We start from the raw sequence: 16,518 nt of genomic DNA, 5'->3' as shown, positions 1-16,518 counted from the left end.
CATAAGGCTTCCGGCTTCTTCTTTATGTCGGGAAACACTAAATTCTCAGACAGTACTTGTGTTATTACTTTGCCCTGTAACAACTCCTCAAACTCCTTCCTAACTTCCGGCTTCGCCTCCTTTAACAACTCTTCTATCAACTCGTTCCCTGATGTCTTGACCCAGTACGTCTCTAACTTCCCATGGTTCTTTAAACACTTTATTATCGACCATGGATTGTACAATATGTGCTTGCCTATTTGATACCCGTTGTACCATTCCTTGATCGCATCAAGCGATACTGCTTGCTTCGTTTCTTCCAGCAGTTTGAGAACCTCATCTTCTGTAAACCCAAAGTATTGCCCATAGTCTTCTCTCAATAACGAGTATACCTCTATGTTGTTTAATCCAGAAAACAAACTCTCCTGAGAGATACGCGTTATTCCTGTGACTACAGCCTTTGTTAAGTAACTGTTATCCTTTAATGCCTGACCAAGCATACTCCGCATTAGCTCCACCATCTTCTCGTAGTATTTGTGCAGGTAAGCTTCTTGTATCGGTGTGTCGTATTCGTCTATTAATATGATAGGGTTTTTCCCACAGTGCCTCTGTATGTAGATACAGAGCTGCTTGATGGCGCTTGCAATGTGTGACTTGCGCCCTCTTTCGTTCAACAACTCTACGAACCTTGCCTTCTCATCTTCATTCAAACAATCACTTTGCAACAGATATCTGTGACTACTGTATACCTCTCTCACCAACACAACAATATTGTCGTATGCTCCTCGGTATGTAGACTGCTTCACATCCTTGAACGATATGAATATCACTGGATACTTATGCTGGTGCTCCTCACAAAAAGCTCTGTCCTGCCCTATATTCAGCTTCTCAAACAAATTCTCATCTTTTGGCTGACTATGATCTAAAAAGTAGTACAGCATCGACAAGTTCAATGTTTTACCAAATCTTCTAGGTCTTGTGATTAAAATCACCTTCGCACCGTCCTCTAATACTTCTTTGATTAAAAGAGTCTTATCGGTAAATACATACTCTTCTCTTACTATTTCTCTAAAGTCGCTGACTCCTACCGGTAGTTTCATGGGTGTTTTTTATCTTTTATTTTTGATTTCTCTGTACTGTCAATACTATAACATAACATCTGGTATATAGTATAACATTTCTAGCCCTTCTGCGACCACATCATGAAACAAGCCTCAAACAACCGTCACTTTTATAAGTTGACCTCAATAGATGTTTTTAACTACACTCTTTGCTTTATCATTAAACTCATTTTACCTTTGTACTTGCTTGCCCATCACCTTATACCAAATTTCAGATTAAATCAGGCGAATGGATTTGAGGATGGGAGTGCGTAAGCGTATTGAAATAGGTGCGCAGAGCCGAGTTTCACAAAATCCGTTTTGAATCATTTAAAAATGAGAATTGGTATCATTTGCCTTTGCCAACAACTTAACATACTACTTTCGCCCGAATTCTTGTCATTCCCATTAATTTGCGGACAGGCTCTAAAAAGTTATCAATGCATGTGATGCTTGTTGCTTATAAGAGCGCTACAACAGTCTTTAACCAGGTTTCTAATTCTGCTTATGTAGGACGCTCTCTCCGTCACACTAATCACACCTCTACTATTTAGAAGGTTGAAGATGTGGTTGGCCTTCAAACACTGATCGTATGCAGGGTACGCCAAACCATGTTGTAGCAGCTTTGCACATTCATTTTCATGTTCGCCAAACTGTGTCGTTAATAAGACGGTGTCGGCGTGTTTGAAATTATACCAAGAGTACTCTTTTTCACTTTTCAAAAAAACGTCTCTGTATTTGAGACCCTCCTTGTTCCACACTATATCCCAAACGCTTTTAACACCCTGTACAAACATGGCTAATCTTTCTAGCCCGTACGTCAATTCGCCTGGGATAGGCTTGCATTCAATTGTCCCTATTTGCTGCATATAAGTGAATTGGAATATCTCCATACCATTGCACCATAACTCCCAACCCAAGCCCCATGCCCCTAAGGTGGGATTTTCCCAATCATCTTCAATAAATCTAATATCGTATGCCTTAGGATCGATACCAATTTGATATAAGCTTTTTAAGCATAATTCTTGAATATCATCTGGTGATGGCTTTAAAATCACCTGAAATTGGTAATAATGCTGCATTCTGTTTGGGTTTTCACCATATCTTGCGTCTGCAGGACGCCTACATGGCTGTACATAGGCCACGTTCCAGGGGTTATTTGCAAGACACTGGAGTGCAGTAGCAGGGTGTGATGTTCCAGCGCCTACTTCCATGTCATACGGCTGTAGTATTACACAACCATACTCTGACCAATACTTTTGTAGCTCTAATATTATGTTTTGAAAGTACATGATCCACTCGCTTTACAATGTTATTTTTAGAGCATGATGTGTTGTTTTTGATGCCACAATTTTGCACACACACAACCGCACTGCTTTGATTACCTTTAAATGTAGGTCGCCCCAGCAGTATTACGAGCTGACCCACGTACACTATACATCATCTAGCAAGTGATTCCAAATTTTTAATAGACTGTCTATTATCAACTTGTGCTTTTAGCTTATTTGGAACACCTGGTACTGTGCTTAATGGGTCAGATTTGAGGGAAGCATCCTTCATGTCCTGATCCGAGATAGCATGTGGATTCGATATAACAGTAGAATCCGAGACAACAGGGGAAGGTAGACTTCTCATTGCCTTCTCTTCTTGAGCTATAATTTTTTCTTCCTGATCTCTCCCCTCTTCTAAAATTGCGTCTGGACTATCATTATTAGATCGAAGATCGCTTTCAGTTGTAACGGCATCATTACTTTTTTTGCCTCTAAACAATCTGCTCAAGAAAGACTGTTTCACAGGCTTGGTGGCTTCGAGCTTCTTGCTATTTGGAGTTTGGGTGATACTGCCTTTATCACCTAATGCTGCACCTAGTTGCTGGCCGTCATCATACACATCTTTTAAAGGATCGACGTATACTTGCTGGGGCTTACGATACATTCCATCCGAGCCAACAGCTGAGCTTGTCGTGTTTTGTATGAGATTAGTGTCACTACCTCCTTTATTTTTTTTCTTTTTAGCAAATCCACCAGCCTCTATAAATCTGTTATCCCTAGGACTATGTCTTTTGCTGAAATCAGCAGCACTACCTTTATTTTGATAGCTACCGTACAAAGGGTTAATCGGACTACTACATCCTACCAAAAACAGAGCTGCAGACCACACCATAACAGTTTTATAGTAACGCGTTTTCATACCGTATATTTTTCCCTCCTTTTATATTTGCAAGGCACATCATAGTCACTTGATGAACAACTATACCGACATACCACATAAGCAATGTGATTGCGACACAACCCATTTGTAGACGCAAACACCCACATAATCTGTTTGACAAGGTTGTATCAACATACTGTTTAGTTTAAATTTATTATCTTTACATAACCACTTGTGTTTTTTGCCTTGAAAATATCGCGAACCACAAGCGCTAAAGATACTGTAACTAGTGTTTATTTGTTATGTCAACACCATATTGTCTATACAAACCTTTTTAGGGTATATTTGCTATTTGGCACAGGTTTACAGCCAGTTGTTATGCACAGTATTATAGAGGCTAATTGCAGCAATAGCAGCGGTTTCGGCGCGCAAAATCCTTTTGCCTAGAGATATTTCCAACAGGCGCTCCCCAAAGCCTCTTATACTAGTAACTTCATCTTCTGAGAATCCGCCTTCTGGTCCTATCAAAATACAATCATCACGTGGACTTGCATTGGGACTTTGAAGTTGATTCAGAGATAGTTGTTGTGAGGCTGTTGTACGCTCATTACAAAACAGTAAGGAACCATCGAAGTGTCGCTGATTTAGAAAATCTCTGAGAGTCTGCATGGGATGAATTTGAGGTACTACAAATCTTTCTGATTGTTCTGTAGCCTCGATTGCAATTGTAGTAAGCTTGACTTCGTTCACTTTATTTACTACGGTTCTAGACGTTATGATGGGCCACATTTCTGTTACTCCCAGTTCCGTTGCCTTCTCAACTATAAAGGCTGTATTATTTCCTTTTAATGGAGAAAATGCAAGATGTAGAGATTGCTCTTGACTAGGGAGTTTTAAACGCTCCATAATTCTGACACACCCGGCATTCAAGAATTCTGCGAGCCATTCTCCATCCGTACCATTAAAAACCTTTAATCTCTCTTTAGACTTCATCCTTAGTACCTTTGCCAGGTAATGCTCCTGACCTGCTGTCAACTTTAGTACTGCACCGGTTTTTAACTTCTCAGCACTAAAGACTCTAGTACGCAAGGACATATAGACTACACCGTATTTAACACCAATTTTGGGAAATTGACATCAGAGCTTGTCCGCAAATATGATATATGTTGGTGCGTCTGGATGGTGTTGAGACAAACATCACAGGCTCCCATTCTTTGCATTCCGCCATCTTGCCTTTTGTCACTACCGCTTATCCCCCTTTGCCATTCCGGCATCTTCCTGTGTCGCTCCCCTTTTTTGTCATTCCCGCTCCCTCTCTTGTCATTCCCGCAAAAACGCACTGGTGTCCGGGGAAAAAATTAAGGTTAAATTGTATTTATTTGTTAGTTGGCGTAAGTCTTTGATTTCAGGTATATTTCCTGTTGCAAAAACCTAAAGGAACTTACGCCATGTATAGGAATAGCACATTTTTTCAAATACTAAAACATCTTGATAAAGGGTGTGTTAAGAAATTGGCCACGAAACATCATAGTGATAAATATTATAAACGCTTTAATACCTGGAACTACTTGGCAACAATGGTTTTTGCCCATTTAACGAATTCCAAAAGCTTAAGGGACATGGAAATTGGTTGTAGTTTTATCAAGTCCAGCCAATATCATTTGCAACTAAGTGATGTTAAACGCTCAATTTTAATTTTAATAAAAAATTTTCCCCGGACAACAGTCCGCAACAGCGGGAATCCATTTGCCTTTGACAACCACTTAACATACTACTTTTGCCCGAATTCTTTTCATTCCAATTAATTTGCGGACATGCTCTCACACCATAATTATCTGACACCAAGTATATTGTAGAGTTGATTAATGTCATACTCTAATAGTTGGTCTTCTTTCATCTTTTCTTCAATCTGCTTCGCAGCATATACAATAGTCGAGTGGTTCCTTCCACCCAAAGCGTCTCCTATTTCCTTAAGGCTGCTTCTGGTCAGCTGTTTTACCATAAAGGCTGCAACTTGTCTGGGTTGTATGTACCGCTTCTCTCTTGTTTTCTTTAACATTTCTGCGAGAGTAAAACCGTAATAATTAGCTATTGCGTTGATTATTTGGTTAACCGTCAAACAGGCTTCGTTAGCAAGAAAACAGTCCTTTAAAACATACTTTGTGTTTTTCAAGTTGATCTCCAATCCTGACGAGGCAGTATGATGCAAAAGGTTATGTAAAGCCCCCTCTAGTTCTCTAACACTAGAAGTAACGTTTTGAGCGATAAACTCTAGAATGCTTTCATCTATGTTAACTTTACGCTGACGTGCTTTATGTTTTAAAATCTCCAGTCTTAATTCATAGTTTGGCTGTTTTATCTCTACTACCAATGCACCAGCCAACCGTGATTTAGTACGACGATCAAACTCTAAACGATATGGAGTTCTGTCACTAGAAATGACTACGAATTTTCCAGATTCTGCTAAAACAGCTAAGATATTTGCAAACTCGGACTGTGTGCTATTTTTGCCGCATAGGAACTGTAAATCATCCAGTAATAGCACGTCTAGAGAACGGAGACACTCTTTAAACCCTAAACTTGTATTATTTTTAAGAGACACAACGTACTGATGCATAAATCTCTCAGAACTAATATACACAACCCGCTTTGTTGGAGCATTTGAAAATACAGCATTTGCAATAGATTGCAAAAGATGAGTTTTTCCCATACCAACACCTCCGTACAGGTATAGCATGTTAGGACATGCAGATGTAGCACCTGACAGTTGCGAGGACACTATATTAGATGCAGATGTAAAGGCCAGCTTATTTGTTTCACCTACCATGAAGTTATCAAAAGTCAGCTTCACATCTAGCACATTTGAAAGATTTGCAAGATAACTGGCTTGAGATCCATGAAATTCGCTTCTATCGTTGTATACATCATCTTCTTGAGCACCAATAGCCGGAGTTTGGCTTTCTGAGAGCACTCTTAAATCTATTACGGTGATGTTTGGTGCCTTTATAGACAAACTTTGCTTCATTTTATTGAGATAATTGGTAAAGACAGTATCCCTAATAAATCTGTTTGGCGCTGTAACAGTGATGACATTATCCTGAATCTTTTCAAAAGCAAGGTCAATAAACCAAGTGTTGAATGTGTCCAGACCATACTCATTCTTGAGATCTTGCAAGACTTCTCCCCAAAGCTCCTGGTCTCCAAATTGCCTTTCGTGTTTTTTTATAGTGTTATTCATGTTTTGATCTTGAGATAGTAGACGTATAAATTGACTCAATACTTCCACTTCGTAAAGAGAATAAATCTACTTTTATGCAAATAAAAGAGTTGACTTTGTGGAACTGAAGCTATTCCATAAAATACCAAAGCATTGAGTATCAGAAAGCGCTTATTTCCTATTGTGCAATCAATTGTATAGGCTCAAAACCAGTAAGTAATAGTAACTGGCTTAAAAGACGTTCTGAGGAAGTCTATGGCGTTCGCATACTCCCTGTTGATTATAGCCATTCCCATTTTAAATGATTCAAAACGGATTTTATGAAACTTGGCTCCACGCACCTCCTACCTGATGAAATATCGACCGATACCGATAGCATCTCTTACTTCTTCTATTGTGGATTTAGCTGTACTACAAGCTATCTTTGTACCTTCATACACTATGTCACGCAGATAATCTTGAGTCATTGCATTACGCCTGTCACGTATTGGCATCAATAGTTCCTGCAATACGTCGTTCAAAATCGATTTAACCTTGGTGTCAGCAAGCCCTCCTTTTTGATACATTGCTTTTAACTCACCGACTTCATCCTTATTGCTATGAAAAGCGTCTAGATAAGTAAATACCACATTCCCTTGAACATTCCCAGGATCACTGACCCGTACATGTTGTGGATCAGTAAACATGCTAAACACCTTATCTTTGATGCTTTCAGGTGAATCGGATAACAAAATGGCGTTATTGAGAGATTTACTGGCTTTTGCCTTACCATCAATACCAATAAGCCTTGGTACATCACTGAGAAGAACTTGTGCTTCCTTAAGGCATTCTGTATTGTATAGACGATTGAACCGCCTTACTATTTCATTAGTCTGTTCCACCATTGGAATTTGGTCCTCACCAACGGGGACACAATCTGCTTTAAAAATGGTGATGTCTGCAGCCTGACTTATCGGATAACAAAGAAAACCCACTGGAATTGAGTCCTGGTACTTCTTTCGCTCTATCTCACACTTAACAGTAGGATTACGCTCGAGGCGAGACAGCGTTACCAAATTCATATAATACACTGTTAACTCCGCAAGAGCGGTAACCTGAGACTGTATGAAAATCGTTGTTTTCTCAGGATCTATTCCAACGGCTATGTAGTCCGCAACAAGCCCCAATACGCTATCCGTGACCTTATCTGACTGATGAAAGTTGTCTGTCAAAGCTTGTACGTCAGCAACCATAACGTATTGCTGATACTCTTCTTGAAGAGCAACTCTATTCTTGAGTGAGCCAATGTAGTGACCCAAGTGCAGTCCACCAGTGGGCCTGTCTCCTGTTAGTACTACCTTAGGCACATTTTAACTCACTACAAATTGGCACCCAAAAATCACTAGACTCTATTTTACTATTTCAATGTGTTTTACGTCTATCTCAATCTTTGGAGAGAGGGGATTTAAGTAGCCTCTATCTAAGTCAACTTCACCGCAAATCTTTAACAAAGTCTTTGGCGTAATCTGTTCTCTAGGCATGTCCTCGTCATCTATCTCTACAACTATCTCCTTTGCACCGTCACTGAACATGTATCTGTCGTGCGATAAGCGCTTTGTAATGTAGCCTTGTAGCACAACCCTCATGTCGTCGTATCCGTTCTCCAGAACGCTTTTTATAGAAGATGCTGAACTCGCGTCTGGGCCTACAAAACCACCATGCTGAGTTCCAGCCGAATTAGGTCCCACGAATCCACCATTAGCAGCTTCTGCACTCACAGCAAAGGAAAGCAACATTGCCACAGCCATCATTCCACGAAATTTGTTTATCATAGTGTACCTTTAATTAACGATTAGTATGAGTACTATGATATTACGATATCATGGACCTGTCAATCTTTCTAAGACTATTGCTTGTGCTTCCAAACCGGTATATTTATACCAATGCTGTTTATAAACAACGTATACATAACATATATATAATGAACACAAAGGCGAAGATACGACAAGAATTACTGGTACTACGAAAAAATTTATCAGAAACTTGGAATGAGATGTTTTGGAGCAAACTTTGTGATAACTTACTGGGACTCATTGCTACTCTTTCGGGTAGATCTGTGTGCGGATATTATCCCATCAAGTTTGAAATCAATATGATATACATCCTTGCAGAGATTGAAAAACTAGGGCGTTATGACATCGGACTGCCAAGGGTAGTCGATAAGTTCAGACCTCTAGAGTTTAAACTATGGAGGACAAATACACCGTTAGAGTTTAACTCAAATATGGGATTGCATGAACCATATCAATCTCAGGAGACAATAATACCGGATTTGATTATGGTGCCACTACTTGGATTTACAAGAAGTTGCCATAGACTAGGTTATGGAGGTGGTTTTTATGATAGGACACTACCACATTATCCAAATGCTGTGTCGATTGGTGTTGCATATTCTTTTCAAGAAAACAACGATATACCAACAGAACCACATGATATTCCACTCTTTTATATTGTAACGGAAGCTGGTATCATTCGCAATTCTTGGAGTTAGACGTGACTACACTGCGGACAATTTTATCACAAGCGAAGCAGAGGCTCAGGGATGCCTCTATACAAACTTATGCGATAGATGCAGAGCTTCTGATGATTTACTCTTTAAATTATCAAGGAAGAGAGGAGTTGCTACTTCAACTTTCTAATGACACATCTTTGACAAGCATACAACAAATTGTCTTTGAAGAGAATGTTCAAAGACGAATAGCACGAGAGCCCATCTCCCAGATATTGGGGACAAAACACTTTTATTTGTCCAAATTTAAAGTCACAAGCCATGTTTTGACACCAAGACCGGAGACGGAATTGATGATAGACAGCATTCTCCAAACGTTCCCAGATCGTTCATATCCTTACGACTTTCTTGATCTAGGCACTGGCAGTGGTTGCATAGCTATAACATTGGCCATGCTCTATCCTCAAGCATCCGTTACTGGATTGGACATTAGCGTAGAAGCATTATGTACCGCTAGAGAAAATGCAAAATCTAATAACGTACATGTCAGATTTCTGGAAAGCAATTGGTGCGATCAACTTGAGAAGGATGAAGTGTACGACGCCATCTTATCTAATCCACCATATATACCTTACAAAGATTGGGTTGGCTTAGAAGCAGACGTCAAAGAGTACGAGCCTTCGATAGCACTTACAGACTTTGAGGATGGTTTGACTCACTATCAAACGATAGCTAAGCAAACATATGATTTTTTGAAACCTGGAGGATTTTTACTGTTTGAGATAGGTATTGAACAAGCTTCAGCTGTATGTGATATTACTACATCATTTGGTTACGAGTTATATCAGAAGCACCTAGATCTCAACAACATAGAAAGGTGCCTAATCTTTCAAAAAAAAAGCTAACCCAACATATAGGTCATAGTATATACAATGAGCACAAGCACTCAGTCTCCTACAGATATTCATCAAAAAAAACAAGAAAGGATTGCTAAGACCATAGCTAGGGCTGGTGTTTGTTCCAGGCGTGATGCGGAAAAACTTATATTACAAGGGGTAGTCACATTAAATGGACAGCATGTCATGTCTCCGGCAACTTTAGTATCCAAAAGCGACACGATACTTGTCAATAATCAGCCTCTGATCAGCCCTATGAAAACCAGATTATGGCTGTTTTTTAAACCAAAGGGTGTGGTGACTACCAACAGGGATCCAAAAGGAAGAAAGACAATCTTTGACATATTGCCCAAAAATCTTCCACGTGTTATCAGCGTTGGTAGACTGGACTTAAACAGCGAGGGTTTATTGCTTTTAACAAATTCCGGGGCACTCTCCAGACAAATGGAACTTCCCAGTACTGGCTTAGAACGACGCTACAGATGCCGTGTACATGGTCTTGTTCATCCTGGTATCATTAAAAAACTTGCTAATGGGGTTGTGGTAGATGGTATCAGATATGACAAGATCATTGTCACGTGCGACAGATTGCAAGGTACACATAGTTGGGTGACTGTCAGTCTACACGAAGGCAAGAACAGAGAAATTAGAAAAGCATTTGAGTATTTTGGGCTTACAGTGAACAGACTGATTAGAGTTGGCTTTGATAGATTTGAGTTGGGCGACCTTAAGGTAGGAGAAGTGAAGGAAATTGGAACAGACGAAGTGCATGAGCTCCTAAACGAGTTGCAATTAATGGATTTTTGCTTTGACAGCAACGCTTAATGTGGATAGACTTGCTGTGTCGCTTGCGCCTGTAGCTCAATTGGATAGAGCGCTAGACTACGGATCTAGAGGTTAGGGGTTCAAGTCCTCTCAGGCGCGCGTTCATCTGAATCCAAACAATACCAAATTTCAGATTAAATCAGGCAAATGGATTTGAGGACGAGGCTGGGTAAGCGTATTGAAATGCCTGCACAGAGGCGAGTTTCACAAGATCCGCTTTGAATCATTAGACCTCTTGCATAACTCATAGATGAGTGAGGAATTTTTAGGAAAAATGCAGGTGAGCACCGCAGCATATCCTATATATGTGAGGAGCGCAGACAAATTTTGACGACAAAATAACCACTCAGAATGAGTTAGGCAAGAGGTCTATTTAAAAATGGACACTGGTACAACACTTATAAAGTGCTTCACTTTTGTTAGATGGCTCCATAGATTTTTCTACCAATCACTTTTGAAGCTGTTATGATTAAATACAGGGTCATAACAACAAATAAACTATTTAAGATGCTAAATACTGAACCACGTGGCCTCATACTTACTGCTGTGGTAGATCGCAGTTATTTTGAGAATGCCAGGCAATGGTACGGGGACAGATACTTAAAGCCATTGAAACACAGAGCTTATATACTTGTTGCTACTCTTTTCATCCTTTGGTTCACTTTTTTAATAGTGAAAACTGTGCTTTTAGATGATCCGGTACAGAAATACCCATTTGCAATATATGTGGATGACCAAATCAACTACTTCCCGCACATTCAGCGATTATCAAACAGTGATGGATCAGTGGCGGTTGCAGTGGCGCGCTACTTATTGGCTCAGTACGTCAAAATTCGAGAAGGTTATGATTATAACAATCTTCACACTGATAAGTTAACCACGCTGTTACGTACAATCATGTCTTTATCATCTCAAAAGTTATTTAGAAGTTACATAGATTACCTAGATCCATCCATCAACTCTACAAGTCCTATACTCCGGTATAAAACGAATGCGCTAGTCACAGTGTCCGTTACATCTGTGGAATTTCCGCAACATAATCATCACCCGGAATCAGCAAAAGTCTACTACCAGGTGACGGAACAGTGGATAGGGGGACAGCGCAAATTATCAAAGTGGGTTGTTGATACTGACTTCATATTGAGCGATATTAGCAAGGTCTTAACAAAGGAGATGCCCTTAAAGTTTACAGTCACATCCTACAAACCACAGCTTATAGAAGAGGATCAGATAGCGAATTGAGGATACAAGAGTGCCTTCAGGCTTTGCCTCTTACCTCCTCCCCATACTAGTTCTTCACATATCTTCTGTATGCACTACTTTCTTATATCACATCTCAGACTTACAACGCACGTGAAAATGGGCGTCCATTCACCTTCCCTAACAACTTAACGGACTACTTTTGGCCAGATTCCCTTCATTCCAATTAATTTGCGGACAGACTCTTAATTGACGTAGAATCTGATGGGGGTTAGGCGACAAGGCTATGCAACAGAGTTGCCTTTGGAAATTTTAGGCTTTTTAGTGCTTTTCCGCGCTATTTCATCCTGTTTTGTGACGACATCTTTAGGTTTACTTTGTTTCTTCACAACTTTTGGTTGAATATTTAACATTCCTTGTATTTCTTGTATGTCCCTTTTCATTTGAACAGACATGTTACGAACTGGCTCAAACTCATCTCGAGTAATAAAGTTCATTTTCTTTATCATTATTTCGATATGCTCCTTTATGTAGGCGCATATTTCTCTTTTCGTGTTACTAGCAGAAGCAAATGCAGTACTTGCAATCTTTCCCAGTTCGTCAAAAAAGTGATTGTGTCGTTTCATACAAAATCATAAATGTGTTGTTAGTTGTTTTTTGCAAAGTTAGTAGTAAAACAACTCTTTCACTATAACCCTATAATGATTTACGTATGTATGCAATACTTTTCCCAAATCTTGACCCTGTAGCTTTTGAAGTACTGACACTAGAAGTAAGGTGGTACTCCCTCGCCTATATCGTAGGCATACTACTGGGCTACATATTACTAATGCGCTCCTTGAATCGTGATTCTTTCCAACTTACAAGTGATGCCAAAGAAAACATCATATTGTACATGACGATTGGCATAATAGTTGGCGGTAGGCTTGGCTACATTTTATTTTATGATTTGCATTCTGCTATTTATCAACCAATCGTGATTTTCAAGACATGGCAGGGAGGTATGTCATTTCATGGAGGATTGGTTGGCGGTGGGGTTGCTTCTTATGTATATGCACGCAGGTACGGCATTCCATTTTTGCAGTTTGTGGATGCACTTGTCTGTGTTGTTCCAATTGGTATATTTTTGGGTAGGCTTGCAAATTTTGTAAATCAGGAGCTATGTGGCAGAATCACCGATTCACCGCTTGGCGTGATATTTCCAAAAATGGGTAGCCTTCCCAGACATCCATCACAGCTATACGAAGCAGCGCTTGAAGGCTTGATACTTTTTGTGATAATGCAGCTATTGTTTTGGCGCACAGACATAAAAAAGTACACAGGGAAATTGACTGGGGTATTTTTTTGCTATTACGGTGTTGTGAGAATTTTGGTAGAGTTACTGAGGGAACCTGATCAAAATATTGGCTACCTTGCATACGGGTTAACGATGGGACAAATACTCTCGATTCCTATGTGTATAGCTGGTCTTTCTTTGATAATATTTAAAAGACGATGATAAGCTCAAAGCCCTAAATCTCGTGTTGTGCATTAGATACGTTCTTGTTATAATACAAGTTGATTCGAACAAAGTATAGTAGTACTATTATCTTGGCATTGAAAGCTCTCGATAAATAGCAGTATTTTAAAACTGGCTGTAAAATGACGGATCTGCCTTGTCCACATAATATACAAGTAAAAAGTTAGAAATATGTTATCCAAGATACTAGGACTGTTTTCCTCAGATATGGCGATTGACCTTGGTACTGCTAACACTCTGGTGTATGTACCCAAAAAAGGTATCGTTCTTAACGAACCTTCTGTGATAGCTTTGTTACAGCACAGAGGAGTGAGCACACCATACGCTTTTGGCACTCAGGCAAAGATGATGCTAGGTAAGACTCCGGCTGAAATTTACGCATTTAGACCATTGAAAGATGGGGTAATAGCTGATTTCAAAGGTGCTGAAGAGATGATCAAGTATTTCATCAACGTGGTACATGATCGTAAATTTTTCTTTGCGCGGCCTAGGATCATAGTGTGCGTACCTTCTGGTTCGACGGCGGTAGAAAGACGTGCAATCCAAGACGCGGTAGAAAGTGCGGGTGCAAGGGATGTCTACTTGATAGAAGAGCCTATGGCTGCCGCAATAGGTGCTAACTTGCCTGTTACGGAGCCAACTGGTTCTATGGTAGTTGACATAGGTGGTGGCACCACTGAAGTTGGTGTATTGTCCCTTGGGGGCGTCGTATATTCCAAGTCAATACGAATTGGAGGTGATGCGATAGACGATGCAATCATCGCGTATATTAGAAGGTACCACAATCTATTGATAGGAGAGGCTACGGCGGAGAGAATCAAAAAAGAGATAGGAACTGCTTGCCTTCCTGACTCTACGCCTAGGAGTATTGAGATTAAGGGTCGCGATCTGGTAAACGGCATTCCTAAAGAGATCGTGATGACGGAATCAAATATCGCTGAAAGCTTAGAGGAGCCTGTGAAACAAATCGTACAAGTCATCAAGCTTGTATTGGAGTCTGCACCACCTGAGTTATCCTCTGATATCGTTGATAGAGGCATTGCAATGACTGGTGGTGGAGCCTTGTTAAGAAATCTTGATAAGGTGATTAGAGAGGCTACAGGCCTTCCAGTCTTTATAGCGGAGGACCCGTTAGCTTGTGTTGCAGTTGGTACGGGTAAGGTGCTTGAAAATTTTGAGGAATTGAAGCACGTTTTATTTAAACAAGATTAAAACAAACGCTAGCACATTTTACATATCAGTTAAATAAAGTGCTTTTTTGCAAACAAATGGGGTATATTGAGTATGAACTGTAATTTTAGTAAAGATGACCTATTATTTTTACCACTGGGGGGTGCTGGTGAGATCGGTCTAAATTGTTACCTGTACCATGATAGGGGCAAGTGGTTGATTATAGACCTGGGTCTTGGGTTTGCGGATCCTTTGCATTTCCCGGGTGTCAGCATTTTAGTACCAAATGTGGATTTTTTAATAAAACATAAAAAAGACATTGCTGGTTTGGTTCTGACACACGCTCATGAGGATCACATTGGTGCTGTTCCTTATCTTTGGCAGGAGTTAGAATGTCCAATATATGGAACGAGCTTCACCACAGCGATTTTGAAGGCCAAATTTGCAGAAGCAATGCCTCAGAAAGCAGTAAAAATTGTAGAAGTACAAACAAATACACAGTTTCAAGTTGGTCCTTTTTCTATAGAATTAGTTGGCTTAACGCATTCCATTCCAGAGATGCAAGGAATAATATTGGAGACGAGTCGCGGTAAGATTTTTCATACAGGTGATTGGAAGTTGGACAAGGATCCGGTCATCGGAGACTCCACCAATGAAAAGCGACTGAAGAGTTTGGGGGATGATGGTGTACTTGCTATGGTTTGTGACTCTACCAACATCTTTGCTGATGGGGTCTCTGGTTCAGAAGGGGAGCTTGCAAAGAGCCTTAGGGAGTTGATATCCAGTGTTAAGAACGGGACTGTAGTGGTGACTACATTTGCTTCCAATATTGCCAGAATTCACTCAATTGCTTTGGCGGCGGAGGCCTCTGGTAGAAGGGTCGCTTTGATAGGAAGAGCTTTATGGCGTTGTTATGAGGCGGCCAAAGAATGTGGTTATCTTACTGATCTACTTCCATTTGTTTCAGAAAGAGAAATTAAGAAGATCAGACGTGAGGACTTATTGGTGATATGCACTGGATGTCAGGGTGAACCGCTTGCGGCGGCTGCAAAACTATCAAATGATCATCACCCTTCTTTGAAGATGGCACCTGGTGATCTCATAATCTTTTCTTCTAAAATTATTCCTGGTAATGAGAAAAGAATATTTCAATTATTTAACAAGTTTTGCAAGCTTGGAGTAGAGGTTCTAACCGAGCAGGATCATTTTGTGCATGTTTCAGGGCATCCGAACCGTGATGAGATGGCCAGAATGTACAAATTGGTCAGGCCTAAGATTGCGATACCTGTACACGGTGAAGCTGTCCACTTACATGAGCATTCAAAGTTTGCACTTGCTCATGGAGCGAAGCAGTCTGTGGAAGCTGAAAATGGTACGCTATTTAGGATTACCGAGACAAAGATAGAGACAGTTGGTCACATTAAAGCTGGTAAGCTTGCGATAGATGGCAACTTCATATTGGCATCCAACTCCAATATTTTGAAAATGAGAAGGAAGTTGATGAATGATGGTGCGGTGGTTGTGACTTTGATATTTGATTCAAAGAGCAAGATTTTAAAACCACCAACTATTATAGCGCCTGGTGTTTTAGATGCTGACGAAGATGATGATATTTTATCAAACATGAGGGATGAGATATATAATCACTTCTTAGGCGGCAAGAGGTATGGCACTTCAGAAATTAGGAAGTATGTGGAAAACACTGTGAGGAGGGTTATAAAGTTTGAAGTTGGTAAAACTCCAGAAATCGTATCGCAAGTAGAATGGCTTTAGGCTCACCTTTTGCCATCAACTATGTTTTAAATGCATTTGGAATCCCGCCACTTCACCTTGCCCTCGGCATTCTCGCCTTTTTGTCACTTCTGCTTCCCTTTTTTGTCATTCCCGCTCCCTCCTTTGTCATGCCCGTGAAAACGCACTGCTGTCCGGGGAAAATTTTTTATTAAAATTAAATATTTTTTGCATTGGTATTA

16 protein-coding genes and 1 tRNA gene are annotated in these 16,518 nt (G+C 40.2%); 9 read left to right on the top strand and 8 right to left on the bottom strand.

Annotation, left to right across the window (positions count from 1 at the left end):
- The 4 genes from EDM53_RS01035 to EDM53_RS01020 form a co-directional block, all read right to left on the bottom strand.
- On the bottom strand, positions 1–1,079 hold a 1,079-nt coding region (locus EDM53_RS01035), incomplete at its 3' end, for an AAA family ATPase (RefSeq protein ID WP_165379526.1).
- Positions 1,080–1,516: 437 nt separating this feature from the next.
- Positions 1,517–2,371: a glycine--tRNA ligase subunit alpha gene (locus tag EDM53_RS01030; RefSeq protein ID WP_130121561.1), complete on the bottom strand. Its 855-nt coding sequence runs from the start codon at positions 2,369–2,371 to the stop codon at positions 1,517–1,519.
- A 148-nt stretch (positions 2,372–2,519) separates the two neighbouring features.
- On the bottom strand, positions 2,520–3,269 hold the full coding sequence (locus EDM53_RS01025; RefSeq protein WP_130121559.1) for a hypothetical protein: 750 nt from the start codon (positions 3,267–3,269) through the stop codon (positions 2,520–2,522).
- Between the two features lie 324 nt (positions 3,270–3,593).
- A complete protein-coding gene (locus tag EDM53_RS01020; protein ID WP_130121557.1) occupies positions 3,594–4,325 on the bottom strand; it encodes an RsmE family RNA methyltransferase in 732 nt (243 codons plus the stop codon).
- A gap of 353 nt (positions 4,326–4,678) precedes the next feature.
- Between EDM53_RS01020 and EDM53_RS06530 the strand changes: the two genes are divergently transcribed.
- The gene (locus tag EDM53_RS06530) at positions 4,679–5,035 is read left to right on the top strand and encodes a DUF4372 domain-containing protein (RefSeq protein WP_410528546.1); all 357 of its coding nucleotides are present in this window, start codon (positions 4,679–4,681) and stop codon (positions 5,033–5,035) included.
- A gap of 26 nt (positions 5,036–5,061) precedes the next feature.
- On the opposite strand, the gene dnaA is transcribed toward EDM53_RS06530, so the two are convergent.
- The 3 genes from dnaA to EDM53_RS01000 form a co-directional block, all read right to left on the bottom strand.
- On the bottom strand, positions 5,062–6,468 hold the full coding sequence (gene dnaA, locus EDM53_RS01010; RefSeq protein WP_130121553.1) for a chromosomal replication initiator protein DnaA: 1,407 nt from the start codon (positions 6,466–6,468) through the stop codon (positions 5,062–5,064).
- A 323-nt stretch (positions 6,469–6,791) separates the two neighbouring features.
- Positions 6,792–7,793: a tryptophan--tRNA ligase gene (gene trpS, locus EDM53_RS01005; RefSeq protein WP_130121551.1), complete on the bottom strand. Its 1,002-nt coding sequence runs from the start codon at positions 7,791–7,793 to the stop codon at positions 6,792–6,794.
- 42 nt (positions 7,794–7,835) lie between these two features.
- Entirely contained in the window at positions 7,836–8,258 is a 423-nt protein-coding gene (locus tag EDM53_RS01000) for a YgiW/YdeI family stress tolerance OB fold protein (RefSeq protein WP_130121549.1), read from the bottom strand.
- Between the two features lie 149 nt (positions 8,259–8,407).
- Here EDM53_RS01000 and EDM53_RS00995 point away from each other — a divergent pair, with 149 nt between their 5' ends.
- The 5 genes from EDM53_RS00995 (at position 8,408) to EDM53_RS00975 (ending at position 11,898) form a co-directional block, all read left to right on the top strand.
- The gene (locus tag EDM53_RS00995; protein ID WP_165379524.1) at positions 8,408–8,977 is read left to right on the top strand and encodes a 5-formyltetrahydrofolate cyclo-ligase; all 570 of its coding nucleotides are present in this window, start codon (positions 8,408–8,410) and stop codon (positions 8,975–8,977) included.
- A 2-nt stretch (positions 8,978–8,979) separates the two neighbouring features.
- Positions 8,980–9,840 (top strand): peptide chain release factor N(5)-glutamine methyltransferase, encoded by an 861-nt coding sequence (gene prmC / locus EDM53_RS00990; RefSeq protein WP_165379523.1) that lies wholly within the window; start codon positions 8,980–8,982, stop codon positions 9,838–9,840.
- Between the two features lie 27 nt (positions 9,841–9,867).
- Positions 9,868–10,656: a pseudouridine synthase gene (locus EDM53_RS00985; protein WP_130121543.1), complete on the top strand. Its 789-nt coding sequence runs from the start codon at positions 9,868–9,870 to the stop codon at positions 10,654–10,656.
- Positions 10,657–10,681: 25 nt separating this feature from the next.
- Positions 10,682–10,755 (top strand) — tRNA-Arg (locus EDM53_RS00980).
- Between the two features lie 366 nt (positions 10,756–11,121).
- Positions 11,122–11,898, top strand: coding sequence for a VirB8/TrbF family protein (locus EDM53_RS00975; protein WP_130121541.1), 777 nt, complete (start codon positions 11,122–11,124; stop codon positions 11,896–11,898).
- Positions 11,899–12,140: 242 nt separating this feature from the next.
- Here EDM53_RS00975 and EDM53_RS00970 read toward each other — a convergent pair whose 3' ends face one another.
- A complete protein-coding gene (locus tag EDM53_RS00970; RefSeq protein WP_130121539.1) occupies positions 12,141–12,482 on the bottom strand; it encodes an accessory factor UbiK family protein in 342 nt (113 codons plus the stop codon).
- Positions 12,483–12,568: 86 nt separating this feature from the next.
- Here EDM53_RS00970 and lgt point away from each other — a divergent pair, with 86 nt between their 5' ends.
- From lgt to EDM53_RS00955, 3 genes are all read left to right on the top strand, one after another.
- Entirely contained in the window at positions 12,569–13,354 is a 786-nt protein-coding gene (gene lgt, locus EDM53_RS00965) for a prolipoprotein diacylglyceryl transferase (protein ID WP_130121537.1), read from the top strand.
- Between the two features lie 192 nt (positions 13,355–13,546).
- Positions 13,547–14,587, top strand: a complete 1,041-nt coding sequence (locus EDM53_RS00960; protein ID WP_130121535.1) for a rod shape-determining protein — start codon at positions 13,547–13,549, stop codon at positions 14,585–14,587.
- Positions 14,588–14,650: 63 nt separating this feature from the next.
- Positions 14,651–16,318, top strand: coding sequence for a ribonuclease J (locus EDM53_RS00955; protein ID WP_410528545.1), 1,668 nt, complete (start codon positions 14,651–14,653; stop codon positions 16,316–16,318).
- Positions 16,319–16,518 lie beyond the last annotated feature (200 nt).

This window comes from Rickettsiales endosymbiont of Peranema trichophorum (assembly GCF_004210275.1).
Lineage (GTDB): Bacteria > Pseudomonadota > Alphaproteobacteria > Rickettsiales > Midichloriaceae > RICK02.
The sequence above is the reverse complement of the archived record's forward strand: the minus strand, read 5'-3'. Positions and strand labels throughout refer to the sequence as shown.

What these genes read in the sequence shown, in the direction of transcription:
- EDM53_RS01030 (WP_130121561.1), bottom strand. Translation starts at nt 2,371, where the DNA reads ATGTACTTTCAAAACATAATATTAGAGCTACAAAAGTATTGGTCAGAG.
- EDM53_RS01025 (WP_130121559.1), bottom strand. Translation starts at nt 3,269, where the DNA reads ATGAAAACGCGTTACTATAAAACTGTTATGGTGTGGTCTGCAGCTCTG.
- EDM53_RS01020 (WP_130121557.1), bottom strand. Translation starts at nt 4,325, where the DNA reads ATGTCCTTGCGTACTAGAGTCTTTAGTGCTGAGAAGTTAAAAACCGGT.
- EDM53_RS06530 (WP_410528546.1), top strand. Translation starts at nt 4,679, where the DNA reads ATGTATAGGAATAGCACATTTTTTCAAATACTAAAACATCTTGATAAA.
- dnaA (WP_130121553.1), bottom strand. Translation starts at nt 6,468, where the DNA reads ATGAATAACACTATAAAAAAACACGAAAGGCAATTTGGAGACCAGGAG.
- EDM53_RS01000 (WP_130121549.1), bottom strand. Translation starts at nt 8,258, where the DNA reads ATGATAAACAAATTTCGTGGAATGATGGCTGTGGCAATGTTGCTTTCC.
- EDM53_RS00995 (WP_165379524.1), top strand. Translation starts at nt 8,408, where the DNA reads ATGAACACAAAGGCGAAGATACGACAAGAATTACTGGTACTACGAAAA.
- EDM53_RS00985 (WP_130121543.1), top strand. Translation starts at nt 9,868, where the DNA reads ATGAGCACAAGCACTCAGTCTCCTACAGATATTCATCAAAAAAAACAA.
- EDM53_RS00975 (WP_130121541.1), top strand. Translation starts at nt 11,122, where the DNA reads ATGATTAAATACAGGGTCATAACAACAAATAAACTATTTAAGATGCTA.
- EDM53_RS00970 (WP_130121539.1), bottom strand. Translation starts at nt 12,482, where the DNA reads ATGAAACGACACAATCACTTTTTTGACGAACTGGGAAAGATTGCAAGT.
- lgt (WP_130121537.1), top strand. Translation starts at nt 12,569, where the DNA reads ATGTATGCAATACTTTTCCCAAATCTTGACCCTGTAGCTTTTGAAGTA.
- EDM53_RS00960 (WP_130121535.1), top strand. Translation starts at nt 13,547, where the DNA reads ATGTTATCCAAGATACTAGGACTGTTTTCCTCAGATATGGCGATTGAC.